Source organism: Hafnia alvei (genome assembly GCF_900095695.1).
GTDB lineage: Bacteria > Pseudomonadota > Gammaproteobacteria > Enterobacterales > Enterobacteriaceae > Hafnia > Hafnia alvei_B.
Genome location: NZ_FMIQ01000043.1, coordinates 13,573 through 40,395 on the forward strand (window position 1 = coordinate 13,573; position 26,823 = coordinate 40,395).

A 26,823-nucleotide genomic window follows, 5' to 3' on the forward strand; every position below is an offset into this window, starting at 1 on the left:
CTGTGGATTATGGATGTGTAAACATCTAGATGGCTATACACATCATAATTCAAGTTGCTGATGCGTTGGTTATGTTTGTTTACCCTAGTGACATCGCGATCTACCTCCTAGGGGCTGACAAACTTTCCGCCGTTCTTCAAACAGAATTATTCAGAGTATAGCCACCATAATTCCGACGCCGAGCGCGGCTATATCGGTGATATCTCTCTACATAATGGGGTAAGAATAATGAGCGTAATCAATCACACTTTAGGTTTTCCGCGTGTCGGCCTGCGTCGCGAACTGAAAAAAGCACAGGAAAGTTACTGGGCGGGCACTATCTCTCAAGACGAGCTGCTGAGCGTGGGGAAAGAACTGCGTGCTCGCCATTGGCAACAGCAGCAACAAGCGGGCGTTGATTTACTGCCGGTCGGTGATTTTGCATGGTATGACCATGTACTAACCACCAGTCTGTTGCTGGGCAACGTACCGGCTCGCCATCAAAATGCAGACGGCTCAATCGATCTGGATACGCTTTTCCGTATCGGCCGTGGACGTGCGCCAAGCGGCGAGCCTGCTGCTGCTGCTGAAATGACCAAATGGTTCAACACGAACTATCACTACATGGTACCGGAATTCACGCAGGGGCAGAAATTCTCTCTAGGATGGACGCAGTTGTTAGAAGAAGTGGATGAAGCGTTGGCGTTGGGTCATAACGTCAAGCCAGTGCTGCTCGGGCCAATCACCTATCTGTGGCTTGGTAAGGTCAAAGGCGCGCAGTTTGACCGCTTAGACCTTCTGCAAGATATTTTGCCAGTTTACCAACAGGTTCTGAAAGCGTTGGCAGATCGCGGTATTGAATGGGTACAAATTGATGAGCCTGCGCTGGTGCTCGAATTGCCGCAGGAATGGCTCGATGCTTATCAGCCTGCCTATCAAGCGTTGGCGGGGCAGGTGAAACTGCTGTTAACCACCTATTTCGAAGGGATCAGTCATAATCTTGAAACCATCCGTTCGTTGCCGGTTCAAGGCCTGCACGTTGATGCGGTACATGGTAAAGATGACCTGAACGCCTTGCATAATGCGCTGCCGCAGGAGTGGGTGTTATCGGTCGGTGCGATTAATGGCCGTAACGTATGGCGTGCTGACGTCAGCCAGTGGTTCGAGCGCATTCAGCCGCTGGTGGCTCAGCGTCAAATTTGGGTGGGTTCTTCATGTTCCCTGCTGCATAGCCCGATTGATTTGAGCGTGGAAACACGTTTGGACGAAGAGGTGAAAAGCTGGTTTGCGTTTGCTCTGCAAAAATGTGCTGAGTTGGCGCTATTAACTCAGGCAATTAACGAGCCGGTTGCAGAGAATCTGCAAGCTCTGACGGATTACAGCGCACCGATCCGTGAGCGTCGTAGCTCTCGACGAGTGCATAACGCGCAGGTGGAGCAACGTCTGGCGGCGATTACGCCACGTGATAGCGCCCGTAACCAGCCTTATGAACAGCGTGCTGAAGCCCAGCGTAAGCGTTTCAATTTACCGGCATGGCCAACAACAACCATTGGTTCATTCCCGCAAACCACGGAGATTCGGGGCCTGCGTTTAGATTTCAAACAAGGCCGCGTTGATGCCAACAACTATCGCACGGGCATCAGCGAGCACATCAAACAGGCCATTGCCGAACAGGAACGTTTAGGTCTGGACGTGTTGGTGCATGGTGAAGCCGAACGTAATGACATGGTGGAATATTTCGGTGAGCATCTTGATGGCTTTGTATTTACCCAAAATGGCTGGGTGCAGAGCTACGGTTCTCGCTGCGTTAAACCTCCGGTTATTATTGGTGATATTAGCCGTCCTGAAGCGATCACCGTTGAGTGGGCGAAATACGCTCAGTCGCTAACGGACAAACCGGTGAAAGGCATGCTGACAGGGCCGGTGACGATCCTCTGCTGGTCATTCCCGCGTGAAGATGTGACGCGTGAAACCATTGCGAAGCAAATCGCGTTGGCATTGCGTGACGAAGTCGAAGATTTAGAAAAAGCGGGCATTGGTATTATTCAGATTGATGAACCGGCACTGCGTGAAGGTTTACCGCTGCGTCGCTCCGATTGGCAGGCTTATTTGGAGTGGGCGGTTGACGCTTTCCGACTGAATGCGGCGGTTGCACAAGACGACACCCAGATCCACACGCATATGTGTTACTGCGAGTTCAATGACATCATGGATTCTATCGCGGCGCTGGATGCCGATGTGATCACCATAGAGACCTCTCGTTCTGATATGGATCTGCTGGAAGCATTTAAAGAGTTCGAATATCCAAACGAAATCGGCCCTGGCGTGTATGACATCCATTCGCCAAATGTGCCGAGCGTTGAGTGGATTGAAGATCTACTACGTAAAGCCGCGCAAAACATTCCGGCTGAGCGTCTGTGGGTAAACCCAGACTGTGGCTTGAAGACCCGTGCATGGCCAGAAACGCGCCAGTCATTGGCGAATATGGTCAAAGCAGCGCAGCGTCTGCGTGAGCTTGCGGCTTAATAGGTATAGATTTTGTAGGGTTAGTGATTCTATAGGTCGTCTAGTAAATCGAGATACACGGGGCTACCGCAGGGTGGGGCGCTCCGGCAGCTAAAGCTGCTACGACCCCATCCCTACGGTTCCCCTAAAATCAAATTGGGATTCATTTTCGGATGCTGCGCAAGGCAGCATCCGACTCATCGGCTACAGGCATTGAGGAATTGCGACAAAGGAGCTGCCGTCGTTGGTGGTGAGATAGTACGTTGCGTTTGCTGGCTGATAAATTAAATGCTTACCGCTGCGATATCCGCGCAGACTATCGACATCAGCACTGTACCAGCGCTCGCTAGCATTGTTAGGGCTTTTATCATAGGCATCCCCACCGATACTTTTGTTTTCTAACAGTAAATTACTCGCCCAAATAGATTCTTGTGCATTTCCACTCCAGCCAAATCGCTTTGCTTTGTCGGTGGTGACATAGCTAGTGGGTAGCTCTTGGTGCTGATTGATTTGGCGGATTAAAGAGCTCAAACCCTGAGTATCATTGATGGTTGCTGAAGATTGGTGCATCAGCTGTTCGTTGGCCTGACGTACAACGTTTTCGCAGTTAGGCAGCTGTTCCGCCAAACTGGACGCAGAAAACACCAGCAACGCTGAAGCCAATAAGGTGTGATGGTATCTGATTTTTCTCATAATTTGCCTCCGTACGTAGCTAAACCTATGAATCAAACCGTCATGGAGCTGTTGCGTATAACGAGGCCATCACACGATGTGATGTCCTGCCGAATAGGGTGTTTTAGTTATGAGCAAAGAAGGTTTGTGAGAAATGAATTTGTAGTTACTCATTCCTTAAGAATATAAAACCAAACAATTTGCAACAAAGCATTAACATAATGTGCCATGCGATGAAAAGGTCAAACCAAAGAACCTCTTGGCACTAAATGGTCTGTGTTATGCTCAAAAAACGAATCAAACCCATTGATATCTAGGATGCAATGCTGATGAGAGAACTTACCCATGCGCTGACGTTGTGGATGCAGCAGCCTGAGCGGCAAGGACAGGTGTATTTTACGGGTAATCAGCAACCTGCACCGGAACTGGCATATCAGGTTAATTTCCCACGCTTAGAACTGGTGTTGGAAGGCCAGCAAAAAATGAGATGGGAGGACGTGCAAGGCGGCTCGGCTGAGCATGTTCTGCAAGCGGGTGATGCCCTGTTTGTACCGGCTGGGGGGTGGAATAGCCCTGAATGGAGCACGCCGGTAACCACGTTGAGCGTTTTATTCGGTAAGCAACAGCTTGGTTTTAGTTTGTTACGCTGGAACGGTGAGCAGTATCAGGATTTGGGTAAGCAGAATGTGGCGCGCCGTGGCCCACGTGTGGGCTCATTTTTATTGCAGGCGCTGAACGAACTGACCTGGAACCAGCGCGATCAAAACACAGCACGTTTCATCGTGAAGGGATTGATCAGCCATTGTTTAGACTTGCTCGGCAGTCAGGTTCAGACCGCATCGCGTAGTCAGGCGCTGTTCGACGCGGTGCGTCAGCATGTTGATGAGTTTTATCGCGATCCGTTAACCCGTGAGTCTGTTGCGCAGGCATTTTATATTTCGCCTAATTACCTTTCACATTTATTCCAAAAAGCGGGGGGCGTCGGTTTTAATGAATATCTCAACTACACGCGCCTTGAGCAGGCCAAGCATTTACTGAAACGCTACGATATGAAAGTGAAGGAAGTCGCTCATGCGTGCGGTTTTGTGGATAGTAACTACTTTTGTCGACTGTTTCGGAAAACGACTGAACGTTCTCCCTCGGAGTATCGTCGCCAGTATCGGAGTCAGTTATTGGATAAGGTGCAGCAAAACGGTCTAGAGAATGTTCTATCTAGCGAATGTTGATGTGGGTTTCCTGCGGTGATGTGACGATCTTTTTCACCGCTGTTAGCGTGCGCTCAGGAAAGCGGAGAAACGTGTTGATACTGCTGTGGACGCAGCGGCAATGGGTAAAGCGTTCAGCGCCTTCCAGTTCAATATCGGCAATTAATAAGACGACATCCGCTGAGGCTACGTCATGCTCTGATAACTGATTTTCAATACCAAGTGCGCCTTGAGTTTCAATTTTTACCTGCCATTTTTCTTGTTGGCAAATTTTCTCTAATCTTTCTGCGGCCATATAGGTATGAGCTACGCCGCTAATACATCCGGTGACCGCAACCAGTTTTATTGTCATTTTAGTATCCTCGCTAGCACACTCATTACCCACCCGTTATAACACGATATCCAGCATTGATAGCGAGTTGCCGTATTGGTTCGATCTCTGCCTCGCTAGGAGCCACTACATCGTTCATTTTATAAGGGCGATTCAGCAGACGATATTTGGCTTCGCCAAACAGATGAAACGGCAGCAAATGGATTTCAGGTAGTGTGAACGGAGCCAAGAATTCTAATATGGCCCGAAAATTGTCCACGTCTAGCGTATAGCCGGGAATAAGCGGTACGCGTGGGATGAGTGTTATTCCTTCTTCAATTAGCTGAGTGAAATTTCGTAGCACGCGTGGCTGGTGCATATTGAGCAGGTTTTTCGCTCGCACCGTATCCATGATTTTTAGGTCAAACAGAACGGAATCACACTGCTTGGCCAGTGCTAGAAGCGTATTGGTGCTGGCATCGCCCGCGGTTTCTATCGCGGTATTAATACCTAAAAATTTTAGCTGAGTGAGAAGTTGTAGGGCGAAGGGCGCTTGCATTAGTACTTCGCCGCCAGAGAGGGTGACACCCCCTCCAGACGAGCGGAAAAATACGTCGTCTTTCAGTACTTCTTTCAGTAGATCGTCGAGCGAGATATCGTGGCCAATGCGTTCCATCGCCGTGGCTGGGCATTCATCGACATTATTCAGACACGGCTGGCAGTGCAGGCACTTGGCTTCGCGACGTACGATGTGTATTTGATTGGAGATTGATTCGGGGTTTGCACACCACGGGCAGGTGTGTGGACAACCTTTGAAAAATACGACGGTGCGGATCCCGCCACCGTCGTTAAGCGAATAACGTTGGATATTAAAGATCCGCGCCACATTGCTGGGCAAGTGCCCAGCGGATGTCGGCTGGTTAGAGCTGATGTGCCGTACGGCGAATGATGTCATCTTGGATCTCCTTCGACAGCTCAACAAAGAAGGCGCTGTAACCAGCCACGCGCACCACGAGCCCCGCGTAATCTTGTGGTTTTGCCTGTGCAGCACGTAATGTCTCGGCATTCACCACGTTAAATTGAATATGCTGTAGCTTAAGTTTAGTGAACGCACCCAGAAAATCGGCGAGCTTGTTCAGCCCTGATTGGCCTTCCAGCGTAGACGGAGTGAATTTAACGTTCAGCAATGTACCGTTTGAAAGCAGATAGTTATCCAATTTGCTCACCGATTTGAGTACCGCGGTTGGCCCCTGTGCATCTTGACCGAGCATCGGCGATAAACCGCCGTCGGCGAGCTGCTCACCTGCGTAACGTCCATCAGGCGTTGCGCCTACCACCGCACCGAGCGGCACGTGCGCTGAAACGGTATAGGAACCCGGCGTGAACTGCCCACCACGGGGGTTGCGGTAGGTTTCAACTTCTTTGCAGTAAAAACGCAGTAAATCGGCGCTGATGTTATCAACCACGTCGATATCGTTGCCGTACTTCTCGAAACGATTGATCAGACGGGCACGGATTTTCTCGCCTTCCGGCGTTGCAAAATTAGCCTTCAGCGTTGCAATGAGCTCATCAAAACTGAGTCGCTGTTGATCGAAAACCATGCCTTTTAAGGCATGTAGAGAGTCGCTGAGGTTTGCGATACCAATGCCTTGTACACCAGAGAAATTATAGCGTGCCCCCCCTTCGGTAATGTCTTTACCGTTGCTTAGGCAGTCACTAATAAAGGATGAAAGCAGCGGCACCGGTGCCCAATCGCGATGGCCGACATCGCAGATATTACTGCCTTGGGCCATCAATTTTACGTAGTAGCAAATTTTGCAGCGAATCTGTTCCAGCAGGTCTTCGTAATGCAGATTGGCGTTGCCTTCATTTTCGAGCAGAACGATCTCCATGACTTTGAGCAGATTAAACATAGCTATGTCATGTAAGCCGTAGGTTTTGCCCGGAATAGAGAGCTCTACACAGCCGACCACCGAATAATCTCGTGCATCTTCTAGCGAAACGCCACGATTCAAAAACGCTGGAACAACGACTTCATCATTGAAGATCTGGGGAATACCGGTGCCAATGCGAATAGTTTCGGCGGTTTTCAGCAGGAAAGGGCGGTCGATTAATTCATTCACACGAACGCCGAGGTTGGGCTGTGGAAGCTGAGTGTTTTGGTATGCGTCTAGGCATAAAAACGATAAGACGTTGACCGCGCTGCGGCCCGTTTCCGTCAGACCACCCAGTAAGATAGTGTAACCCGTTGGAAAACCGGCAAAATAGCGTGCGCTTGAGGTGGAGCGAAGTAGCACAATATCGTTGCATTTGATCCACAGTGATTCCAATAGCTCGCGCAGGAAAAGTGGATCTTCACCTTGATTCAATGAAGATTGATAAAAGGGCAACATATATTGGTCAAAACGCCCTAATGAAAGTGAGCTAGCGTTCGACTCATATTGCAGAATGATGTTCATATACCAAAACAGCTGACAGGCCTGATAGAAGTCCTGCGGAGGCTCCGCTGAAATGATGCTGGATACTTCTGCCAATTTGACGAGTTCTTGGCGACGTCGCTCATCTGGGCAAGCCAACGCCATTTCTTGCGCTAGCGCGCTATAACGCAGTATGTGGCGCTGCGAGGCTTCTAGCAGTAAAAAAGCAGCCTGATAAAAAGCGTTATCAGGTTGCTCTGAGATCAGTAAACGCATTTCGCTGACCAGCGCGCCTAGGCCATTTTTCAGCAGACGAGGGTAGTCAATGATGATGTGCCCTTGCCCTTTGTCAGTTTGATTAATACTGAAAATTTGTGTTTTTACTGCGGCTTTGACTTCATCGTCCATCTGCCCGTTGATGAAGTCTTTCATTGAACGTTTTTCCCAATAAGGGAATAGCTGTTCGCGGTAAATGGCTTTATCCGCGTCTGAGATCTCGAAACGATCCTGCGGGCGAGTCGGGAATTGGTCTAGTTCTTTGAGAAGCCAATAGGGATCCATTTCAGGAGACATGATCCCTGCGCGTGGTTTAACGGTGCGGTTGCCCGCGATTAACTCATCGGCTCGGATAGAGATCTCAACATGATCGAGTATGTATGCAGTGGCTTTAGCACGGCGCAAAATCGTTGGCTCGCCCTCTGTTTGCTGGTGGCTTGCGGTATAGAGCAAGGCTCGCTCCAGAGAAATTTCTCTTGGGTTAGCAAACATCGCTGCTTTTAAGCGTTCGATACGAGCGGTCATAGTGGACTCCGATCCGAGAATTCAGCGGGGAACGGTTATGGATTCAAAACCATACCCGTTCTAGCGATTAGGCCGTTTGTGAAATATGTGGCTCTATTTTGCCCATGATGGCATCTGCGCGTTTAACCGCGTCGCTGATGTTGACGCGCACGATGGTTTTACCTTGGAATCTTTCCTCGAACTTGATGCCGATGTCTTTGGTTAAGATCACCATATCTGCAGATGCAACGTCTTCAGCCGTTAATTCGTTTTCTAATCCGATGGATCCTTGGGTTTCAACTTTGCATTCCCAGCCTTTAGTTTTCGCTGCGCGTTCTAAGGCTTCAGCCGCCATATAAGTATGGGCAACACCGGATGGGCAAGCGGTTACAGCGATAATCTTTGTCATAATGATGTCCTCAAAGCAGAATTAATTGATTTCAAAATCCAGATCTAAATCGTCTTCTTGATTCTCTGTTTGCACGGCCTGTTTTTTGGCGGCCAAACTTTTTAATAAGTTGACGCACAGCGCGGTGACCACCATGCCAACGGCCAGCGCGGCGATATAACCAAGCTTTCCTTCAACGACAGGCAGAACGATAAGCCCTCCCCAACCGGCGTAGCACTGAGCACCAAACAATGCGGCGGTTACCGCACCGCAGGCGGAGCCGATCATGATGGATGGGATCACCCGCAATGGGTCGGCGGCGGCAAAAGGAATGGCACCTTCGGTGACGCCCACGCAGCCCATGAGCAGCGCAGCTTTGCCTGCTTCTTTTTCTTCTGCGTTGTAGTACTTGCGACCAATCAGGGTGGCAAAGCCTAATCCAAGAGGGGGAATAGCAATTGCTACGGCGGCAATAGCTACAACGCTATAAACACCTTGGGCGACGCAGATAAGCATGAAGGCGTAGGCGACTTTGTTGACGGGACCACCCATATCAAAAGCCAGCATGAGCCCCATGATAACGGCGAGGACGACGATGCTGCCCTGCTGCATGCCTTGCAACCAGTGGGTTAAGCCTGAGGTGAGCGCGCCAACGGGTTCGCCTAATCCCCACATCATGATCCCCGCAGTGAGGAGAGTGCCGATAATTGGAATAACGAAGATAGGCATGACCGAACGCAGGAGCTTGGGAACAGGGATCTTCTTGAGATAAAACACGATGATGCCGCCGATAATCCCGGCGATGATGGCCCCGAAAAAGCCCGCACCAAATGAATTGCCTACCCATGCGCCGATGGCGCAGGGAGCCAGCGCAGAGCGGTCTGCGATGGAGTAACCAATATAAGCAGCCAGAAAGGGCACCATCAATGTCAGACCGGCAACGCCGATATCAAACAGCTTTTTTAAGTTAGGATCGGTCGCTGCATCGGGCACGGCACCTCTGCCGTATAGCATGACGGAGACAGCAAGCAGAATGCCGCCGGCAACGACAAAAGGGATCATATGCGAGACGCCAGTCATTAAGTGCTGGCGGGTATTTTTAAGTATCTGAACCAACTCTTTCATCGCGTTCTCCAGTACAGAGAGTGAATGCATGGATGGGCCATCAAGGCCGATCTGACTCGAAACTGGACTCCACAATAGGCAATCTGAAGTTCGGCAGACAGTGGAGAAAAATGCCATTTACTGGATATTTGTACGGTGTGAATGAAAATGAGATCGGGCGCAAACTTATGGTGAATGAATCGGAGAATCTAGCGATAATTTGCGATGTGAGCAGCATCTCACTTTGGGTGGGTGATTACATTTGTCCAGTGTTTGGCATTTTTGTCCCATATCCGCATGGGCCGCACTACTTCTATCCTGTCTAGCATTATCAAGCGTTAGCTCAGGAGAGTGTGCCATGTCGCAAGTGCTGAAATTTACCTGTGAATTGCCGAACGGTGTTCACGCCCGCCCGGCGAGCCATATCGAAACGCTGTGCAATCAGTTCACCGCGCATATTGAGTGGCTCAATTTACGCACTGGACGAAAAGGGAATGCCAAAAGCGCTTTGGCGCTGATTGGTACCGATACTTTACACGGTGATGAATGCCATCTCATGATTGAGGGCGCTGATGCTGAGCAGGCGCATGAGCGCCTATCTTCCTTTATTAAGAATGAATTCCCCCACTGTGATGCGCCTTTGCCACAGATAGCGCAAACGCAGGAGGAAGTATTACCGCAGTCCTTGACCAATCTAAATCCTAAAATTGTGCGGGCGCGTTCGGTTTGCGGTGGGATTGCGACTGGAATTTTGGTGCATTTATCTGGCATCGATTTTAATCGTCTGGGTGAGCTGCCTGCGTCACGCGGTGTGGAAGAAGAGCAAAGAGAGCTGGATGCCGGACTAAGTCGCCTATTGAAGTCTTTGGATCTTCAATTGATGGATGATAGTGGAACGGCCAGCGCGGTTCTTGAGGCTCACCGTTCGTTATTAAGTGATAACTCCTTACGTAACAAGCTATTAGAGCAGGTTGTTGAAGGTGCTAGCTGTGCCCACGCTATCGTGGCTGCCGGTGAGTATTTCTGTCAGCAGTTTGCCGCATCGGCCAGTGAATATCTGCAAGAGCGTGCGTTAGACGTACGCGATGTGTGCTTCCAGCTTTTACAGCAAATTTATGGTACTCAGCGTTTTCCTTCTCAAATATCCCTGCAGCAAAACAGTATTTGTATGGCTGACGAACTGACGCCAAGTCAGTTTTTAGAGCTGGATAAATCGCTATTGAAAGGCCTGCTGTTGAACAGCGGTGGTAGCACGTCGCATACGGTTATTTTGGCACGCTCATTCAATATCCCCACGTTGGTTGGCGTTGACGCCAATGCTCTTGCAGATTATGAGCAGCAAAACGTGCAGATTGACGGTGATTTAGGGCTGATCGCGGTGGAGATGTCGCCTGAAGTACAGCGCTATTATCAGCAGGAAGCGCAGGTACAGGCGCGCATTCGTGAACAGCAGCAGGCCTATCTTTCGGCACAAGGGCGCAGCGCAGACGGCGTGCGTTTGGAAGTGGCCGCGAATATTGCCCATTCCATTGAGGCCGCACCAGCGTTTGGTAACGGTGCCGAGTCGGTAGGGTTGTTCCGAACCGAAATGCTGTATATGGATCGTGCTCATGCGCCTTCAGAAAATGAACTTTACAATATTTATTGCCAAGCGTTAGAGGGAGCGAATGGGCGTAGCATCATTGTGCGAACCATGGATATCGGGGGCGATAAGCCCGTAGAGTATCTTAAGATCCCGGCAGAGAATAACCCGTTCCTTGGCTATCGCGCGGTGCGTATTTATCAGGAGTTTATTTCTCTATTCCATACCCAACTGCGCTCGATCCTGCGCGCCTCTGCGCATGGCTCACTCAAGATAATAATCCCGATGATTTCTTCTATGGAAGAGATTTTATGGGTGAAAGATCAGCTGGCTGAAGTGAAGCAAAACTTACGTGCAGAACAGATCCCTTTCGATGAAAAGATCCCGCTTGGCATCATGCTAGAAGTGCCGTCGGTGATGTTTATTATCGATCAATGCTGTGAAGAAATTGATTTCTTTAGTATCGGCAGTAACGACCTGACCCAGTATCTGCTCGCCGTCGATCGTGATAATGCCAAAGTGACGAAACACTATAACAGCCTAAACCCAGCCTTCTTACGTGCGCTTGATCATGCGGTTCGTGAAGTGCATCGGCAGGGTAAATGGATTGGGCTATGCGGTGAGCTCGGTGCGAAAGGTTCAGTTTTGCCGCTTCTCCTGGGCTTGGGGCTTGATGAAATTAGCATGAGCGCCCCTTCAATTCCTGCCACCAAAGCGCGCCTTGCACAGCTAGATAGCCGAGAGTGTCGTTTGCTGCTCAATCAAGCGATGGCCTGCCGAACGTCTTTAGAGGTAGAGCATTTGTTGGCTCAATTCAGGATGACGCAGCAAGACGCACCGTTGATTAGCGCAGATTGCATTTCGTTAAGTAATGATTGGCGCAGTAAAGAGGAAGTCATCAAAGGCATGACTGATAACCTGCTGTTGGCGGGGCGGTGCCGCTATCCACGCAAGCTGGGGGCAGATCTGTGGGCGAGAGAGGCTGTGTTTTCCACAGGCCTAGGCTTTGGCTTCGCGATTCCACACACCAAATCCGAGCATATTGAGCAGTCCACCATCAGCGTTGCGCGGCTTCCACAGCCTGTGGTTTGGGGAGACGAGGAAGCCCAATACATCATCATGTTAACGCTGAACAAACATGCCGCTGGCGATCAGCATATGCGGATCTTTTCTCGACTGGCACGTCGCATTATGCATGAAGAGTTTCGCTCGGCGCTGGTTGAAGCTAAAGAGGCAACCGATGTGGCTAATTTACTGGCTCGTGAGCTAGATATTTAATCTAAGGAAATAGGCTATGGAACTCTATCTAGATACCGCAGATATCGCAGAAGTAAAACGTTTGGCACGTATTTTCCCATTGCAAGGAGTGACTACTAACCCAAGCATTGTCGCCAAAGCAGGCCAGCCGGTTTGGGCGGTTTTGCCGCAGCTCAGAGAAGCGCTGGGGGGCAGTGGGATTTTATTTGCGCAGGTTATGGGGCGGAATGCCGAGCAGATGGTGTTAGAAGCTAAACAGCTTGCGGGACAGGTTTCTGGGCTGGTGGTTAAGGTCCCCGTCACACAGGAAGGCCTGGCGGCAATTAAACAGCTGAAAATATTGGGTATCCCAACGCTGGGTACCGCGGTTTATAGCGCCGCACAAGGATTATTGGCCGCGCTGGCGGGCGCTGATTACGTCGCGCCTTATGTGAATCGTATTGATGCACAGGGCGGTGATGGGATTAAAACGGTGCAGGAGCTTCAGTCTCTGTTAGAGATACATGCCCCGCATGCCAAAGTGCTAGCGGCCAGTTTTAAAACACCGCGTCAGGCCTTGGATTGCTTATTAGCGGGTTGTGAGGCGATAACGCTGCCGCTGGATGTGGCGCAGCAATTCTTGGCTTCCCCAGCCGTGGATGCGGCGGTGGAGAAGTTTGAGCAGGACTGGCAAGGGGCGTTTGGTTGTTTGTCGCTCGGATAACGACATAAAGGCGGGGCGAGTGTTAAATTTTGGACTCATTCCGCCAATCCATCGCTAGCTTCGAATAAAGGATATGGCTAAAAATATCGCTGACTAATGGGATGCAAGTTCTCGGAAGAACGCGGGATTAGCCTGAATGGTCGCTAACACTTTTGCCGCCAGCCCCGTTGGGTTACGCCTTTTCGTTTCCCAACTTTTGATGGTATCAACGCTGGTTCCCAGAGCTTTTGCCATTTCGCTTTGCGAAACGTTAAGCTGCTCTCTTATCGCCTTTACATCAGCGATAGCATAGTGGGTAACCCGAGTAGGGGCTTTAAGGCCACTTTTAATGTCGACAGCCTCTTCAAGAGATGTTTTTAGGTCGTCAAAAAAGCTCATATCACACCTCATCTTTTAGCAATTTCGTTAGTTTCTTCAACTCTGCTTTTTCTGTATCGGTTAGGCTGTCTTTGGTGCTTTTGGGATAGGCCATGATCAGATAAATAATATCTTCAGTCGCTAGAAAGTAAATCACACGAGTACTACCGCTTTTTCCTTGTGAGCCAGCCGCCATTCTGATCTTTCGTAGGCCGCCTATTTTCTGTATCAGGTCACCTTTGCTTGGAGAGCTAATCAGTTCTTTTTGGAGCTCTTTTAATTCATCGTCCGTGGCAATCTGCTTGATTTGCCGCGTAAACATCGATGTTTCAATAAACTCAAGCGCGTGACTCACGGAGTCTGCTCCTTTGTAGGGGTACATAGTACACCTACAAATGTACTATGTACACTTTGACCAATGTGGTTTAGCCATAGGGTGGCTAATAATAAGCGTATCGTTCATGGCACTAAAAATAAGTGAGTAGAGATAGCCTGGAAAAGTGACTTGGTGGCGAAGATTAGGCGCGTAGGCCAACAATGAAAAATGATTTTTTCCACTTTGGTAAGGATATGCGGGCAGCATTCCAGCGACGTTGTGAAAGGGCTATTTTGGGATCAAAAAAGGGAGGCTTTCGCCTCCCTTTCAAATTGGAGATCTACTGACTACAGCAGGCGACGAGCGGCCTCAACGACGATTTTCACCGCGTGAGATTCTGTTTTCTTCATCGTTTCTGCATTTGGAATTTCTTGCTGGGTGCGGTTAACGATAACGCCCGCCACCATACCTGCACGCAGGCCTTGGCTTGCACACATGGTCAGCAAAGTCGCTGATTCCATCTCGAAGTTCATCACGCCCATTTCCTGCCACTCTTTCATTGAGCCTTTGAAGCGGCTCACTACGCGGCCAGAGAAGGTGTCGTAGCGCTCTTGGCCCGGATAGAAGGTGTCAGAAGAGGCGGTTACACCGATGTGGGTGGTTGCGCCAACGGCCTTAGCTGCGTCTACCAGAGCGGTAGTACAGGTAAAGTCGGCAACGGCTGGGAATTCCATTGGAGCAAAGTGCAGGCTCGCACCGTCTAAACGAACGGAACCGGTGGTAACCAGTACATCGCCAACGTTGATGTGTGGCTGAATTGCGCCAGTGGTGCCTACGCGCAGGAAGGTACGAATACCCAGCTGTGCCAGTTCTTCAACGGCGATAGACGTTGATGGGCCGCCAATACCGGTTGAGCAAACGATGACAGATTTGCCGTCTAGCTCTGCACGCCAAGACGTGAATTCACGATGCGAGGCCAGCTTAACTGGGTTATCCATCAAATTGGCAATTTTTTCTACGCGCTCAGGATCACCAGGAACGATAGCCAAGGTTGCGCCATTCAGATCGCTTTTTACGAGGCCAAGGTGGAAAACATCAGACTTAGACATACGGACTCCTCTGTCATTGCTATAAGTTGTAAGGAGGAACAAAAACGCACTCTACTGAAATTCATCGGCTAAATGCGTGACTCAAATCACTACGCATGAAGAAACAATAACAAGAACGACAAATAATTGTGATAAAAATCACATAAAGTGGCGGGTTAGTCGTTTTTTTCGCCGCCAACAGTGTGGCATGCCTACTTTGTGTTCGCCAGCCAAGCGGCTATTTGGTGGGTGCTAATGTGTTGTCTTGCCTTTCCAGAAGATTGTTTATACCCGTCATACATGAAGTTGCATCGGTGCTGGCTGCGTTTGCTTATTGTAGTGATGTAACTCCAATTATTGAGGGTTTGCTTCTCAAGCAAACAAATTATTGCTATTTATACTTAACATTCTTGCAATATATTCAGACAGGGAGCTTTACATGAAGACTGAAGATCTCATCACATTGCTAAACTCGCCATCTACGTTTTCCCCCGCAGCGGGCACTATTGCCCAGACCACAGTTCATACCGATAGCGAAGGTTTGCATGCCGGTTTTACCACGATCCCTTCTCAGGGAGACGATCTTCCTGCTTATTTAGCTAAACCCTTGCATGCCGATGGCCCGCTGCCGATTGTGCTGGTCGTGCAGGAGATATTCGGTGTGCATGAGCATATTCAAGATGTTTGCCGTCGTTTAGCCAAGCAGGGCTATTTGGCTATCGCCCCCGAGCTGTATTTCCGTCAGGGAGAAGCCAGCGATTACACCGATATTCCAACGCTATTTCAAAACCTCGTCAGCAAAGTGCCAGACAAACAGGTGCTGGGCGATTTAGACCATGCGGCACATTGGGCTGCTCGCCACGGTGGCGATGCTAGTCGTCTGTATATCACCGGATTCTGCTGGGGTGGGCGTATCACGTGGCTATACGGCGCGCATAATCCGCAGCTTAAAGCGGGGGTTGCGTGGTATGGGCGCTTCGTGGGAGACAAAACGCTAACGTCGCCTAAGCATCCCGTAGACGTTGCCGCTGAGCTCAGCGCCCCGATGTTAGGGCTATACGGTGGTTTGGATGACAGTATTCCACAAGAAACGGTGGAAACTATGCGTCAATCGCTGCGCGCGGCCAACGCAACGGCGGAGATTATTGTTTATCCACAGGCGGGCCACGCCTTTTATGCTGACTATCGCCCAAGCTACAACGCTGAGGCAGCGAAAGACGGCTGGGAGCGTATGTTAGCGTGGTTTGCAGCCTATGGTGGTGTGAATAAACCTGAGTAATCAGTCGGTTTTTGGGATTCAGTGCGGCGGTGTTTCACCGTTTTTCACTGAATCTGATAAGGTGGGAGTGATAATCTAAAATAATAAGAGGTCATGATGACAGCCACTATTTTTTTGCATCCCTCCTTGGCCCCATTGGAAGGCGGCGTTAATTTCCGTGACATGGGCGGCTATCTGGCTGCCGATGGGCGTCGGGTTAAGCGTGGTAAGTTGTTCCGTTCGGGCGCGTTAGACCGCCTGACGGACAAAGATTTGAATTACCTGCAAGATGTGCCGATTAAAAATATCCTCGACTATCGCGATGCCGATGAAGTGTCTAACAAGCCTGATGTGCTGTGGGACGCGGTGCGCTATATCAACTTGCCAGCCAATCCGCTGAGCACTGAGGTGAATGCTAATCTGGAGAAACTCACCAGTGAAGCGTTGGAATCTTTCGATGCAAACGCATTTATGCTGGAACTCTATCGCCGTTTGCCATTCAGCAACCATGCTTATCAGCTGTTAAGCACTTTGCTGCAAAGCGGTGAGGAAGGCGCGATTGTGCAGCACTGTGCGGTAGGTAAAGATAGAACGGGCGTGGGCTCCGCGTTGGTGCTGTTTGCCTTAGGCGCCGATGAAGTAACGGTGATGGAAGATTATCTGTTAACCGAAACCACGCTAGCGCCATTCCGCAGCCAAATGCTGGACTACCTATCTATAAAATTGAACGAAAAAGCGCTGGGGCAGTTTTCTCACGTACTGTCTGCCCGTGAGGAATTTTTGGTCACGGCGTTGGATGCGATCAAAGAGAAATACAGCACGGTTGATCGCTGGCTGGAACAAGAATATGGGCTAAATATGCAGGTGCGATCACAACTTCAGCAACAGTTCCTTGAGCCGTAAATCTCCGATATTTAAAGCAAGTGGAGCCTTTCGGCTCCACTCAATCCATTTTTCATACCGCTTACGTAGCTAAAACGCCGCTTAACCAAATTCAATCCCCTCCACAAATAGCCCTCCAGTATGTTAGCGCCTGAGAAATCCTCAGGAGATAATAACTATGCAACACGCAATTACATTCGTTATTGCTACGCTGTGTATCCTTACGATCTGCTACCGTTTATACGGTATCTTTTTCGTAAAAAAGGTACTGCGTGCAGATGATAACGAAGTGACTCCATCACATACCTTTGAAGACGGGAAAGATTACGTACCTACCAAAAAATGGGTTAACTTTGGTAGTCACTTTGCGGCTATCGCCGCGGCGGGGCCTCTGGTTGGTCCGGTTCTGGCTGCGCAGTTCGGCTATCTGCCGGGCTTCCTCTGGTTGCTGATTGGTTGTGTCGTCGGCGGTGCGGTGCATGACACCGTAGTGCTGTTCGCTTCCATGAAACATCAGGGTAAATCCCTATCTGAAGTGGCTAAATCTGAACTAGGTCCGATTGCGGGCTGGTGTACTGGTTTAGCCATGCTGTTCATCATCACAATTACCATGGCAGGTTTGTCGATGGTGGTGGTGCATGCGTTGGAACGTAACCCTTGGGGGACTTTCGCCGTATTCATGACCATTCCTATCGCGATCGGCGTGGGTCTGTGGGAGCGCGTGACCGGCAGTATGAAGGGGGCAACTTACGTGGGTATCGCGGCTATTATGGCCTGCGTATTCTTCGGCCCGCATATTCAAAATACGACTTTTGGCGAGTGGTTGACGTTTAAAGCCACAACGGTAAGCCTGCTGCTGCCAGCCTATGCATTCTTTGCAACGGCGTTACCGGTGTGGATGTTGTTGACGCCACGCGGTTATCTTTCAAGCTTTATGAAAATCGGCGTGTTTGGCGCGTTGGTTATCGGCGTTATCTTCATAAATCCAGAAATCCAGTTCCCTGCGGTGACTCAGTTCATCCACGGCGGTGGCCCGGTTCTGGCTGGTCCAGTGTGGCCGTTCATCTCTATCACCATCGCCTGTGGCGCAATCTCTGGTTTCCATGCGTTTATCGGTTCTGGCACTACGCCAAAACAGATCGACAAATGGAGCGATATCCTGCCGGTTGGTTTTGGTGCGATGCTGGCAGAATGTGTGGTTGGCGTGATGGCGCTGATCGCAGCAACTTCTCTGCATCCTGCTGATTACTTTGCGATTAACTCCAGCGCAGAAGCGTGGGCTGGGTTAGGCATGGAAGTGGTTCACTTGCCGAAACTGAGCCAAGAGATTGGTTTGGATCTTTACGGCCGTACCGGTGGTGCAGTTACGCTGGCGGTGGGTATGACGGATATCTTTATCCGTGTGCCATGGTTTAGCAATTTGGCCTCCTACTTCTTCCAGTTCGTTATCATGTTTGAAGCGGTATTTATTCTGACCGCGGTTGATTCCGGTACTCGCGTTGCACGTTACCTGCTGCAAGATTTCTTGGGTGACCTGTGGGCTCCGCTGAAACGTACTGACTGGCTGCCAGGTTCAATCTTCTGCTCTATCATCGCCTGTGCGCTGTGGGGCTACCTGCTGAACTCCGGTGATATTAACTCGGTGTGGGCGTTGTTTGGTGTGTCCAACCAGTTGATGGCTTCTGTTGGTCTGATTATCGGTGCAACAATTATCCTGCGCTTGGCGACCAAACGCGTATATATGCTGACCTGTGTTATCCCGTTAGCGTATCTGTTCGTGACCGTAAACTATGCCGGTTACTGGATGATTAAAAACGTCTATTTCAACTCTGCGGCGAAAGGTTACAACATCTTCAACGGCACTATCTCAATTATCATGATGGTTCTGGGTGTGATTATCCTGATCTCTGCTCTGCGTAAATGGCGTGAACTGTGGGATGTACGTGGAAAAGAACTGCGTGCTGAACAGACGGCGGCAACAGCATAAATAATTAAGTTTTACTACTCTCTTAAACGGCCGATTTATCGGCCGTTTATTTTTGGTTAATCCACAACGCCGCTTTGATGCCGTATCCTGCCAAGACAACCCTAATCAAGAGAACGGCATCGTGACGTTAGATAGCATTATTCAGGTAGTGGTTGAATTTGTTCGCAACCATGAACATTGGGCTATTCCGATTGTTTTCTTTTTAGCTTTCGGCGAGTCGCTGGCATTTTTGTCACTATTGTTACCCGCCACGGTAATTCTGCTTGGGTTAGGTGCGCTGGTAGGAGAAAGCGGGATCGCATTCTGGCCACTATGGATTGCCGCTAGCGTCGGCGCTTTTATGGGCGATTGGGTCTCATACTGGTTTGGCGATCGCTATCAGCATCAGGTTGAGCACATGTGGCCGCTTTCTCGTCATCCGCATTTGATGGTGCGCGGACATGCATTCTTTGAACGCTGGGGAACCTGGGGCGTATTTATTGGCCGGTTTTTTGGCCCACTGCGTGCCGTTGTTCCTCTGGTGGCGGGGATTTGCGGGATGCCGAAGCGGTATTTTCAACTGGCAAATTTACTCTCGGCCATCGTTTGGGGATTCGCCATGTTGGCTCCCGGCGCTTTTGGCATTCAAGGGCTGAACGGCTGGCTTGATTAAGTTTCGCTGGGTTTTATAGCACTTTGCGTACTGCTTCGCAGACTTTGCTTACTCGCTCTGGACATCCATACAGTATATTATTACCGTGACGTTCAGAAAAAGTCATCAAGGTGGAGGCAGGGTGGATTCCAGCATATTTTATGGTTTAGCGGGCGGCGTTGTCGGCCTGCTGCTGGGTTGGTTACTGGCAAGTTTGCGTATGCAACAGCATCGATTGACGCTGGAAGGCGATTTGCGCCTGCATCAGCAGGAAATTACGCAGCTTCAGCAAGAACAGCAAACGCTGATACAGCAACGCCAGCAGCAAGAACAACAGGTGCGAGAAAAAGAACAAGAACTACGCACGTTGTATAGCCAATTTGCAGCGACGCAGGAGAAGTTAAACCAACAGTCGATCTGGCGTGATGAATATGAACAACTCAATCAAGAACTTCGCGCTCTGCGCGAAGTCAACAGCGCGCAGGAGGCCGAACTGCGCGAAGTGACGATTCGCTTAGAAGAAACTCGACTGGGGGCTGAAGAAAAGCAGCGCTTGCTGATTAACAGCGAGCAGCGCCTGAGTGCCCAGTTTGAAAATCTCGCTAACCGTATTTTTGAGCAGAGTGGAAAGCGTGTTGAAGAACAAAATCGGCAAAGCCTGAATGGCTTGCTAAGCCCGTTGCGTGAACAGCTCGATGGTTTTCGTCGTCAGGTTCAAGAGAGCTTTGGGCAAGAATCGCGTGAGCGACATACGCTGGCTCATGAAATTCGCAATCTCCAGCAGTTGAATGCGCAAATGGCGCGCGAAGCCGTTAACCTGACCAAGGCCTTGAAAGGGGACAATAAAACGCAAGGTAACTGGGGTGAGGTGGTACTCAGCCGCGTTTTAGAGGCCTCGGGCCTGCGTGAAGGATATGAATATCAAACGCAGGTGAGTGTGCAGGTTGGAGTGAATAACCGCATGCAGCCGGATGTGATTGTGCGTCTTCCGCAGGGTAAAGACGTGGTGGTTGATGCCAAGATGTCGCTGGTGGCTTATGAGCGTTACTTTAATGCCGAGGATGACGCAGTGCGAGAACTCGCTTTGCAAGAACATGTCGCCTCGGTTAAAGGACATATTCGCCAGCTAGGGCGTAAAGATTATCAGCAGCTCCCCGGGTTGCGTTCGCTGGATTATGTCTTGATGTTTATCCCCGTCGAGCCTGCTTTCTTGGCTGCTATCGATCGCGAGCCAGAACTGATTAGCGAAGCATTACGACATAACATTATGCTGGTTAGTCCAACGACCTTACTGGTTGCGTTGCGTACTATCAGTAATTTGTGGCGCTATGAACATCAAAGCCAAAATGCGCAGAAGATCGCCGAACGTGCATCGAAGCTATACGACAAAATGCGTTTATTCGTTGATGATATGGAATCTCTTGGGCAGAGTCTGGATAAGTCACAGGCAAGTTATCGTCAGGCAATGAACAAACTGGCGCAAGGCCGTGGTAATCTGATAGGACAAGTCGAGAGTTTCCGTACTCTGGGAGTGGAAGTGAAACGGCCAATTAGCCCTTCACTTGCTGAAGAAGCCCGACTGGAAAATGAACCCGAAGATGAGGAGTTTGCTGAACCTGCGGATTACGCTGCCCAGCAACCTGCCATAAGAGTCGCTAACGGACTCGATGATTAACACTGCTCCTTGCTTCGACTAGGCCGAGCACTGTTCGCACCACCGAACAGCGCTTAATCGCGTAGATTCACAATCAATCAGATTAAAAGCAGGCTAAGAAAAAATGGTAGATCAAACGCCGGAAACCACTCATTTCGGTTTCAAAACCGTCGCCACCACTGAAAAAGCGAGCAAAGTTGCTCAGGTATTCCACTCCGTTGCGGCAAAATACGACTTGATGAATGATCTCATGTCATTTGGCATCCATCGGGTTTGGAAGCGTTTTACCATTGATTGCAGCGGCGTTCGTCGTGGGCAAAAGGTGCTTGATCTTGCCGGTGGTACGGGCGATCTGGCAGCAAAATTTTCACGTATTGTGGGCGAGCAGGGCGAAGTTGTTCTGGCGGATATCAACGATTCCATGCTGAAGATTGGCCGTGAGAAACTGCGCAATCTGGGCGTGATTGGCAATATCAACTACGTTCAGGCAAACGCTGAAGCGTTGCCGTTCCCAGATAACCATTTTGACTGCATTACCATTGCCTTTGGCCTGCGTAACGTGACCGATAAAGATAAAGCTCTGCGCTCTATGTATCGCGTGTTGAAGCCGGGTGGACGCCTGCTGGTGCTGGAGTTCTCTAAGCCGTTACTTGAGCCACTGAATAAAGCCTATGATGCTTATTCATTCCACATCTTGCCAAAAATTGGTGAGCTGGTGGCGCATGATTCTGAAAGCTATCGCTATTTGGCCGAATCTATTCGCATGCACCCCGATCAAGAAACGCTGAAATCCATGATGGATGACGCAGGTTTTGAAAACACCACGTATTTCAACTTAACCGGTGGGATTGTTGCTCTACATCGTGGTTACAAGTTTTAACTGAAGGATCGTTATGCTGACCCCATTGCTAAACCCATTATTGACTGGTGCGATTGAAACGGCGCTCAACCGAATCTTGTACCGCGATCGGGCGCTAAACAGCGCTCGTCAGCGCCTAACAGGTAAAGTGCTGGGGGTTTTCGTCAATGAAATAAACTCGCCGCTCTATTTGGCTTTTAGTGAAAGCCGCTTGGATGTTTTAGGCGCATGGGAAGACAACACGGATTGCAGCGTCACGACGAGGTTATCCGTGTTACCTGAACTGCGCGATCGCCAGCAACTGACTGCGCTTATTCGTTCCGGTGATCTAAACGTAGAAGGCGATATTCAGGTGGTGCAGCAGTTCATCGGCCTGCTGGATTTAGCTGAATGGGATCCTGCTGAGCTGCTAGCGCCGTACACGGGCGATATTGTTGCTCAGGGGATGAGCCAGTTTTTGCGTAAAGGCGCCAGCTTTATCGCCACGGGTTGTAAACGCCAACAGCAGTATATTGGCCAAGCGATGACCGAAGAGTGGCGTGTGGCTCCGGGTGCATTAGAAGCAGCGTGGTTTAATGACGAGGTTGATGCCGTCAATCGTCAGACGGAAAGTCTGGATAAGCGACTTTCACAGCTTGAGGACAAGGTATGACGCCAACGGAACTGTGCCGCTTTTATTTGATTGTTCGTGTTTTCCTCACATACGGCCTCGATGAACTGATCCCGAAAATGCGCATTACCTTGCCGTTGCGCATGGGCAGGCATTTGCTGTTTTGGATGCGTAACAAGCATAAAGACAAGCCTCTAGGCGAACGCCTGCGTTTGGCATTACAGGAGTTAGGGCCGGTTTGGATTAAGTTTGGCCAGATGATGTCGACGCGACGCGACCTGTTCCCGCCAACGATCGCCGATCAACTGGCGCTGCTTCAAGATCGTGTTGCGCCTTTTGATGGTGCTCTTGCTCGCAAGCAAATTGAAGATTCAATGGGCGGTCCGCTTGAGCAATGGTTTGATGATTTCGACCAAAACGCGCTGGCTTCGGCTTCTATCGCTCAGGTTCATACGGCTAAATTAAAAGAAAACGGTCGCGAGATCGTTCTGAAAGTGATTCGCCCCGATATTCTGCCCATTATCAAAGCTGACGTGCGCCTGATGTACCGTTTTGCGGACTGGGTCCCGAAGCTGATGCCGGATGGCCGCCGCTTACGCCCGCGTGAAGTGGTGCGTGAATACGAAAAAACGTTGTTGGATGAGCTCAATTTGCTGCGAGAAGCGGCGAACGCTATTCAGCTGCGTCGTAATTTCGAAGACAGCCCAATGCTGTATGTTCCCGAGATTTACTCTGATTACTGCCGTGAAAATGTGTTGGTGATGGAGAGAATCTACGGTATTCCTGTGTCTGATTTGCCTGCTTTACATGCGCAAAACACCAATATGAAACTGTTGGCCGAGCGCGGTGTGCAGGTCTTCTTTACTCAGGTATTCCGCGATAGTTTCTTCCATGCAGATATGCACCCTGGCAATATTTTTGTCAGCTATGAACACCCGGAGAATCCGCAATATATCGGTATAGATTGCGGCATCGTGGGCAGCTTGAACAAAGACGATAAACGCTATCTGGCAGAAAACTTCATTGCGTTCTTCAATCGTGATTACCGTAAGGTTGCAGAGCTGCACGTTGACTCAGGTTGGGTTCCGCGTGATACCAACATTGAAGATTTTGAATTTGCTATTCGCACCGTGTGTGAACCTATTTTCGAAAAGCCATTGGCCGAAATCTCGTTTGGTCATGTGCTGCTAAATCTGTTCAATACTGCGCGACGCTTCAACATGGAAGTGCAGCCGCAGTTGGTTCTATTGCAAAAAACACTGCTGTATGTGGAAGGATTGGGGCGTCAGCTTTATCCGCAGTTAGATCTGTGGACCACAGCCAAGCCTTTCTTAGAAACATGGCTGCGCGATCAGGTGGGTATACCTGCGATTATTCGTTCTTTGAAAGAGAAAGCGCCGTTCTGGGCTGAAAAGCTGCCGGAACTGCCAGAGCTGTTCTATGACAGTCTGCAACAGCATAAAGCCTTGCAGCAGAGCGTCGATCGCGTATTCACACAGCTCGATAAACAACGTAATCGCCATGGACGTTCACGATATTTGTTTGGGATTGGCGCTACACTATTACTGAGTGGTACGATTTTGGTTGCCGCGAAAATTGCAGTCTGGCCAGTTTGGGTTATTGCTGGCGGATGTGTGGCTTGGATCGCTGGATGGCGTTATACCCGCCAGTAGATACCCAAAACGAGTAATTCATCGTTCCTAGCGCATACTTTTGATTAATTGTTATTGGTTAGTAGTTCAATATTTCTGCGTGACTACCGTATAATGCGGCGCACGAATAACCCCTATCAATAGAGGTGATTAAAATGGGTGGTATCAGTATTTGGCAGTTGTTGATTATTGCAGTGATCGTAGTACTGCTGTTTGGTACTAACAAGCTGCGTACTCTGGGTTCCGATCTTGGTGCGTCAATCAAAGGTTTTAAAAAGGCGATTGGTGATGAGGATAAAACTCCACCGTCGACTAACACAAACAGCACTGCGGCACCGCAGGATGCAGACTTTAAGTCTCTGTCTGAGCAGCAGCCTGAAGTGAAGAAAGAAGAATCTAAGAGCCAGAACAAAGAGCAGGTGTAAGCCGTGTTTGACATCGGGTTTGGTGAGCTGCTGCTGGTAATGGTGATAGGTCTAGTTGTACTAGGCCCTGAACGTTTGCCTGTTGCAGTGCGTACGGTTGCCGGATGGATCAGGGCGCTGCGATCTCTTGCGGCCTCTGTTCAGAACGAACTGTCGCAAGAGTTAAAGCTTCAGGAACTACAGGATAGTTTGAAGAAAGCCGAAAGCGCTGGTCTTCAGAATCTGACCCCTGAGCTAAAAGCCTCAATGGATGAGCTAAAAGAAGCCGCAGAGTCAATGAAGCGCAGTTATCAGACTCAGGTTGCTGAGCCTGTTGCACAGGCAGCTGAAACTATCCATAAACCGGATGTGACAGACCCTGAAGCGTTTCACGACGAAGTCGATGCAGGCTTAAGAGAAGATGAGCGCAAGCGTGCCGAAGCCGTTAAGGTGGAAGCAACCAATGCAACATCGGCTGAGCCGGTAGCCACAGAGGACGCTTTGGTCGATGCTGAAAAACCAGCAGTGAAAATGCCAGAGCAGCCTGTTCCCTCTCACTCTACAACAAGCGATCGTTAAAGCATGGCCGTTGATGATACCCAGCCTCTGATTAGCCATTTAATCGAGCTACGTAAGCGACTCTTAAATTCGATTATTTGTATTCTGGTGGTATTCCTGGCGCTGGTCTATTTTTCCAACGACATTTACCACCTGATTGCATCGCCGCTGATTAAGCAGCTGCCACAGGGCGCTAGCATGATCGCCACCGATGTCGCATCGCCGTTCTTTACGCCGATTAAGCTAACGATGATGGTGTCGGTGTTTGTTTCTGCTCCGATGATTTTGTTCCAAATTTGGGCTTTTGTGGCTCCAGCCCTTTATAAGCATGAACGCCGTTTGCTGATGCCATTGCTGGTTTCAAGCTCGTTCTTGTTCTATTTAGGTATGGCGTTTGCCTACTTTATCGTGTTCCCACTGGCGTTTGGTTTCTTCGCGAAAACAGCACCGATTGGTGTGACAATCGCAACGGATATCAATAATTATCTCGATTTCGTTATGGCGCTCTTTATGGCGTTTGGCGTGTCGTTTGAGGTTCCGGTAGCCATTATTTTACTGTGCTGGAGCGGGGTGACTACGCCAGCGGAGTTAAAACAGAAACGCCCATACGTGATCGTGGGTGCCTTCGTGCTGGGCATGTTGCTCACGCCGCCTGACGTGTTCTCACAAACACTGCTGGCGATCCCAATGTGTATCCTGTTTGAAATCGGCGTGTTCTTCGCCCGGTTCTACGTGGGTAAACGTCGTTCTCGCAGTGACGAGGATGAGGGAAACGAAGAAGATACCGACGAGCAGTCAAAACAAGGCTGACACAATAAGTGCCAGAGGCCGCCGAAAGGGCGGCCTCTTTACATGGTTTTTGGAGTGCTTTCATGCTGGATATTGGCGTTAACTTAACAAGCAGTCAGTTTGCCAAAGATGTTCCTCTGGTTGTTGAGCGGGCACGCACGGCTGGGGTGAACGCTATGCTGATCACCGGTACCGATGTGCATGAGAGCAAACGTGCTATCACCATGGCACAGGAATATACAAATTACTGCTGGGCAACGGCCGGTGTTCATCCGCACAATGCCAGTTCGTGGAATAACCAATGCGCCGAGGAAATTGCCGCGTTGGCTGCTGTGCCTGAAGTGGTCGCCGTTGGCGAATGTGGTCTTGATTTTGACCGTAACTTTTCGACTCCAGATGAACAAGAGCGGGCTTTTACCGCCCAGTTGGCGTTAGCGTCAGAGCTCAACAAACCGCTGTTTTTGCATTGCCGTTCGGCACATGAAAAATTTATCGCTCTATTGCGTCCTTGGTTAGCCAAAATACCCGGCGCGGTAGTACATTGTTTTACCGGTAGCCGTGAAGAGCTGCATGAATGTTTGGATCTGGGGCTGTATATCGGCATCACCGGATGGGTTTGTGATGAGCGACGTGGTCTCGAGCTGCGCGCCATGCTGCCCGAGATCCCAACCGAGCGTCTATTGCTTGAAACAGACGCCCCCTATTTACTGCCGCGTGACTTAGAAAACAAACCTAAATCGCGACGTAATGAACCCTGTTTCTTACCGCACATCGTTTCACAGGTCGCTGGCTGGCGTCAGCAGGATGTGGAGTGGTTAAAGCAGGTTACTGAAAATAATGCCCGCCAACTTTTTCGGCTGGTATGAGTAAGGAGAA

The 26,823-nt window shown here is 49.9% G+C and carries 25 protein-coding genes; 16 read left to right on the top strand and 9 right to left on the bottom strand.

All coding sequences use genetic code 11. The features are described from left to right. Positions 1 to 228 precede the first annotated feature (228 nt). Positions 229 to 2,505 (top strand): 5-methyltetrahydropteroyltriglutamate--homocysteine S-methyltransferase, encoded by a 2,277-nt coding sequence (metE, locus tag BN1044_RS11670; protein ID WP_072308836.1) that lies wholly within the window; start codon positions 229 to 231, stop codon positions 2,503 to 2,505. A gap of 183 nt (positions 2,506 to 2,688) precedes the next feature. On the opposite strand, the gene BN1044_RS11675 is transcribed toward metE, so the two are convergent. Next, the gene (locus BN1044_RS11675) at positions 2,689 to 3,177 is read right to left on the bottom strand and encodes a hypothetical protein (protein ID WP_081329577.1); all 489 of its coding nucleotides are present in this window, start codon (positions 3,175 to 3,177) and stop codon (positions 2,689 to 2,691) included. A 305-nt stretch (positions 3,178 to 3,482) separates the two neighbouring features. Between BN1044_RS11675 and BN1044_RS11680 the strand changes: the two genes are divergently transcribed. Next, complete coding sequence (locus tag BN1044_RS11680; protein ID WP_432612988.1) at positions 3,483 to 4,382, top strand: helix-turn-helix transcriptional regulator; 900 nt, start codon at positions 3,483 to 3,485, stop codon at positions 4,380 to 4,382. On the opposite strand, the gene BN1044_RS11685 is transcribed toward BN1044_RS11680, so the two are convergent. The 5 genes from BN1044_RS11685 to BN1044_RS11705 all read right to left on the bottom strand — a co-directional run bounded on the left by BN1044_RS11685 (position 4,369) and on the right by BN1044_RS11705 (position 9,381). After that, positions 4,369 to 4,713, bottom strand: coding sequence for a PTS fructose-like transporter subunit IIB (locus BN1044_RS11685; RefSeq protein ID WP_072308838.1), 345 nt, complete (start codon positions 4,711 to 4,713; stop codon positions 4,369 to 4,371). The two genes, BN1044_RS11680 and BN1044_RS11685, sit on opposite strands and share 14 nt — an antisense overlap. A 25-nt stretch (positions 4,714 to 4,738) precedes the next feature. Continuing rightward, a complete protein-coding gene (locus tag BN1044_RS11690) occupies positions 4,739 to 5,626 on the bottom strand; it encodes a [formate-C-acetyltransferase]-activating enzyme (protein ID WP_072308840.1) in 888 nt (295 codons plus the stop codon). Next, complete coding sequence (locus BN1044_RS11695) at positions 5,592 to 7,889, bottom strand: formate C-acetyltransferase (RefSeq protein WP_072308841.1); 2,298 nt, start codon at positions 7,887 to 7,889, stop codon at positions 5,592 to 5,594. The genes BN1044_RS11690 and BN1044_RS11695 overlap by 35 nt, the downstream gene beginning before the upstream one ends. A 67-nt stretch (positions 7,890 to 7,956) precedes the next feature. Next, a complete protein-coding gene (locus BN1044_RS11700) occupies positions 7,957 to 8,277 on the bottom strand; it encodes a PTS fructose-like transporter subunit IIB (RefSeq protein WP_072308842.1) in 321 nt (106 codons plus the stop codon). A gap of 21 nt (positions 8,278 to 8,298) precedes the next feature. Next, complete coding sequence (locus BN1044_RS11705) at positions 8,299 to 9,381, bottom strand: PTS fructose transporter subunit EIIC (protein ID WP_072308843.1); 1,083 nt, start codon at positions 9,379 to 9,381, stop codon at positions 8,299 to 8,301. Positions 9,382 to 9,718: 337 nt separating this feature from the next. Between BN1044_RS11705 and ptsP the strand changes: the two genes are divergently transcribed. Together ptsP and fsa are read left to right on the top strand one after the other, a co-directional pair. Continuing rightward, entirely contained in the window at positions 9,719 to 12,220 is a 2,502-nt protein-coding gene (ptsP, locus tag BN1044_RS11710; RefSeq protein WP_072308844.1) for a phosphoenolpyruvate--protein phosphotransferase, read from the top strand. Between the two features lie 16 nt (positions 12,221 to 12,236). After that, positions 12,237 to 12,902 (top strand): fructose-6-phosphate aldolase, encoded by a 666-nt coding sequence (gene fsa / locus BN1044_RS11715; RefSeq protein ID WP_072308845.1) that lies wholly within the window; start codon positions 12,237 to 12,239, stop codon positions 12,900 to 12,902. Between the two features lie 93 nt (positions 12,903 to 12,995). Here the strand turns inward: fsa and nadS are convergent, their stop codons facing one another. From nadS to udp, 3 genes are all read right to left on the bottom strand, one after another. Next, positions 12,996 to 13,280: a NadS family protein gene (gene nadS, locus BN1044_RS11720; RefSeq protein ID WP_072308846.1), complete on the bottom strand. Its 285-nt coding sequence runs from the start codon at positions 13,278 to 13,280 to the stop codon at positions 12,996 to 12,998. Position 13,281: 1 nt separating this feature from the next. Next, positions 13,282 to 13,614, bottom strand: a complete 333-nt coding sequence (locus tag BN1044_RS11725) for a type II toxin-antitoxin system RelE/ParE family toxin (protein WP_072308847.1) — start codon at positions 13,612 to 13,614, stop codon at positions 13,282 to 13,284. Positions 13,615 to 13,922: 308 nt separating this feature from the next. After that, the gene (gene udp / locus BN1044_RS11730) at positions 13,923 to 14,684 is read right to left on the bottom strand and encodes a uridine phosphorylase (protein ID WP_072308848.1); all 762 of its coding nucleotides are present in this window, start codon (positions 14,682 to 14,684) and stop codon (positions 13,923 to 13,925) included. A 418-nt stretch (positions 14,685 to 15,102) separates the two neighbouring features. On the opposite strand from udp, the gene BN1044_RS11735 reads away from it, so the two are divergent. The 12 genes from BN1044_RS11735 to tatD all read left to right on the top strand — a co-directional run bounded on the left by BN1044_RS11735 (position 15,103) and on the right by tatD (position 26,813). Further along, positions 15,103 to 15,942 carry a dienelactone hydrolase family protein gene (locus tag BN1044_RS11735; protein ID WP_072308849.1) on the top strand — a complete coding sequence of 280 codons (840 nt, stop codon included), beginning with the start codon at positions 15,103 to 15,105 and terminating at the stop codon, positions 15,940 to 15,942. Between the two features lie 96 nt (positions 15,943 to 16,038). After that, positions 16,039 to 16,824 carry a tyrosine-protein phosphatase gene (locus BN1044_RS11740; protein WP_072308851.1) on the top strand — a complete coding sequence of 262 codons (786 nt, stop codon included), beginning with the start codon at positions 16,039 to 16,041 and terminating at the stop codon, positions 16,822 to 16,824. Positions 16,825 to 16,981: 157 nt separating this feature from the next. Next, positions 16,982 to 18,790 carry a carbon starvation CstA family protein gene (locus BN1044_RS11745; RefSeq protein ID WP_072308853.1) on the top strand — a complete coding sequence of 603 codons (1,809 nt, stop codon included), beginning with the start codon at positions 16,982 to 16,984 and terminating at the stop codon, positions 18,788 to 18,790. A gap of 121 nt (positions 18,791 to 18,911) precedes the next feature. Next, the gene (locus BN1044_RS11750; RefSeq protein WP_072308854.1) at positions 18,912 to 19,442 is read left to right on the top strand and encodes a DedA family protein; all 531 of its coding nucleotides are present in this window, start codon (positions 18,912 to 18,914) and stop codon (positions 19,440 to 19,442) included. Positions 19,443 to 19,563: 121 nt separating this feature from the next. Beyond that, positions 19,564 to 21,096, top strand: coding sequence for a DNA recombination protein RmuC (gene rmuC, locus BN1044_RS11755; protein WP_072308856.1), 1,533 nt, complete (start codon positions 19,564 to 19,566; stop codon positions 21,094 to 21,096). Between the two features lie 103 nt (positions 21,097 to 21,199). Then, a complete protein-coding gene (gene ubiE, locus BN1044_RS11760) occupies positions 21,200 to 21,955 on the top strand; it encodes a bifunctional demethylmenaquinone methyltransferase/2-methoxy-6-polyprenyl-1,4-benzoquinol methylase UbiE (protein WP_040047270.1) in 756 nt (251 codons plus the stop codon). A gap of 13 nt (positions 21,956 to 21,968) precedes the next feature. After that, complete coding sequence (ubiJ, locus tag BN1044_RS11765) at positions 21,969 to 22,586, top strand: ubiquinone biosynthesis protein UbiJ (protein ID WP_072308857.1); 618 nt, start codon at positions 21,969 to 21,971, stop codon at positions 22,584 to 22,586. After that, positions 22,583 to 24,217, top strand: a complete 1,635-nt coding sequence (ubiB, locus tag BN1044_RS11770; protein ID WP_072308858.1) for a ubiquinone biosynthesis regulatory protein kinase UbiB — start codon at positions 22,583 to 22,585, stop codon at positions 24,215 to 24,217. The genes ubiJ and ubiB overlap by 4 nt, the downstream gene beginning before the upstream one ends. Positions 24,218 to 24,351: 134 nt before the next feature. Further along, a complete protein-coding gene (tatA, locus tag BN1044_RS11775) occupies positions 24,352 to 24,621 on the top strand; it encodes a Sec-independent protein translocase subunit TatA (protein WP_072308860.1) in 270 nt (89 codons plus the stop codon). A gap of 3 nt (positions 24,622 to 24,624) precedes the next feature. After that, on the top strand, positions 24,625 to 25,179 hold the full coding sequence (tatB, locus tag BN1044_RS11780; protein WP_072308861.1) for a Sec-independent protein translocase protein TatB: 555 nt from the start codon (positions 24,625 to 24,627) through the stop codon (positions 25,177 to 25,179). 3 nt (positions 25,180 to 25,182) lie between these two features. Then, the gene (tatC, locus tag BN1044_RS11785) at positions 25,183 to 25,968 is read left to right on the top strand and encodes a Sec-independent protein translocase subunit TatC (protein ID WP_072308862.1); all 786 of its coding nucleotides are present in this window, start codon (positions 25,183 to 25,185) and stop codon (positions 25,966 to 25,968) included. Positions 25,969 to 26,030: 62 nt separating this feature from the next. Further along, positions 26,031 to 26,813, top strand: coding sequence for a 3'-5' ssDNA/RNA exonuclease TatD (gene tatD / locus BN1044_RS11790; RefSeq protein ID WP_072308863.1), 783 nt, complete (start codon positions 26,031 to 26,033; stop codon positions 26,811 to 26,813). The last annotated feature ends 10 nt before the right edge of the window (positions 26,814 to 26,823 follow it).

Excerpts from the sequence above, each read along its gene's own strand:
- metE (WP_072308836.1), top strand. The coding sequence starts at position 229 with ATGAGCGTAATCAATCACACTTTAGGTTTTCCGCGTGTCGGCCTGCGT.
- BN1044_RS11675 (WP_081329577.1), bottom strand. The coding sequence starts at position 3,177 with ATGAGAAAAATCAGATACCATCACACCTTATTGGCTTCAGCGTTGCTG.
- BN1044_RS11685 (WP_072308838.1), bottom strand. The coding sequence starts at position 4,713 with ATGACAATAAAACTGGTTGCGGTCACCGGATGTATTAGCGGCGTAGCT.
- BN1044_RS11690 (WP_072308840.1), bottom strand. The coding sequence starts at position 5,626 with ATGACATCATTCGCCGTACGGCACATCAGCTCTAACCAGCCGACATCC.
- BN1044_RS11695 (WP_072308841.1), bottom strand. The coding sequence starts at position 7,889 with ATGACCGCTCGTATCGAACGCTTAAAAGCAGCGATGTTTGCTAACCCA.
- BN1044_RS11700 (WP_072308842.1), bottom strand. The coding sequence starts at position 8,277 with ATGACAAAGATTATCGCTGTAACCGCTTGCCCATCCGGTGTTGCCCAT.
- BN1044_RS11705 (WP_072308843.1), bottom strand. The coding sequence starts at position 9,381 with ATGAAAGAGTTGGTTCAGATACTTAAAAATACCCGCCAGCACTTAATG.
- ptsP (WP_072308844.1), top strand. The coding sequence starts at position 9,719 with ATGTCGCAAGTGCTGAAATTTACCTGTGAATTGCCGAACGGTGTTCAC.
- fsa (WP_072308845.1), top strand. The coding sequence starts at position 12,237 with ATGGAACTCTATCTAGATACCGCAGATATCGCAGAAGTAAAACGTTTG.
- nadS (WP_072308846.1), bottom strand. The coding sequence starts at position 13,280 with ATGAGCTTTTTTGACGACCTAAAAACATCTCTTGAAGAGGCTGTCGAC.
- udp (WP_072308848.1), bottom strand. The coding sequence starts at position 14,684 with ATGTCTAAGTCTGATGTTTTCCACCTTGGCCTCGTAAAAAGCGATCTG.
- BN1044_RS11735 (WP_072308849.1), top strand. The coding sequence starts at position 15,103 with ATGAAGACTGAAGATCTCATCACATTGCTAAACTCGCCATCTACGTTT.
- BN1044_RS11740 (WP_072308851.1), top strand. The coding sequence starts at position 16,039 with ATGACAGCCACTATTTTTTTGCATCCCTCCTTGGCCCCATTGGAAGGC.
- BN1044_RS11745 (WP_072308853.1), top strand. The coding sequence starts at position 16,982 with ATGCAACACGCAATTACATTCGTTATTGCTACGCTGTGTATCCTTACG.
- ubiE (WP_040047270.1), top strand. The coding sequence starts at position 21,200 with ATGGTAGATCAAACGCCGGAAACCACTCATTTCGGTTTCAAAACCGTC.
- ubiJ (WP_072308857.1), top strand. The coding sequence starts at position 21,969 with ATGCTGACCCCATTGCTAAACCCATTATTGACTGGTGCGATTGAAACG.
- ubiB (WP_072308858.1), top strand. The coding sequence starts at position 22,583 with ATGACGCCAACGGAACTGTGCCGCTTTTATTTGATTGTTCGTGTTTTC.
- tatA (WP_072308860.1), top strand. The coding sequence starts at position 24,352 with ATGGGTGGTATCAGTATTTGGCAGTTGTTGATTATTGCAGTGATCGTA.
- tatC (WP_072308862.1), top strand. The coding sequence starts at position 25,183 with ATGGCCGTTGATGATACCCAGCCTCTGATTAGCCATTTAATCGAGCTA.
- tatD (WP_072308863.1), top strand. The coding sequence starts at position 26,031 with ATGCTGGATATTGGCGTTAACTTAACAAGCAGTCAGTTTGCCAAAGAT.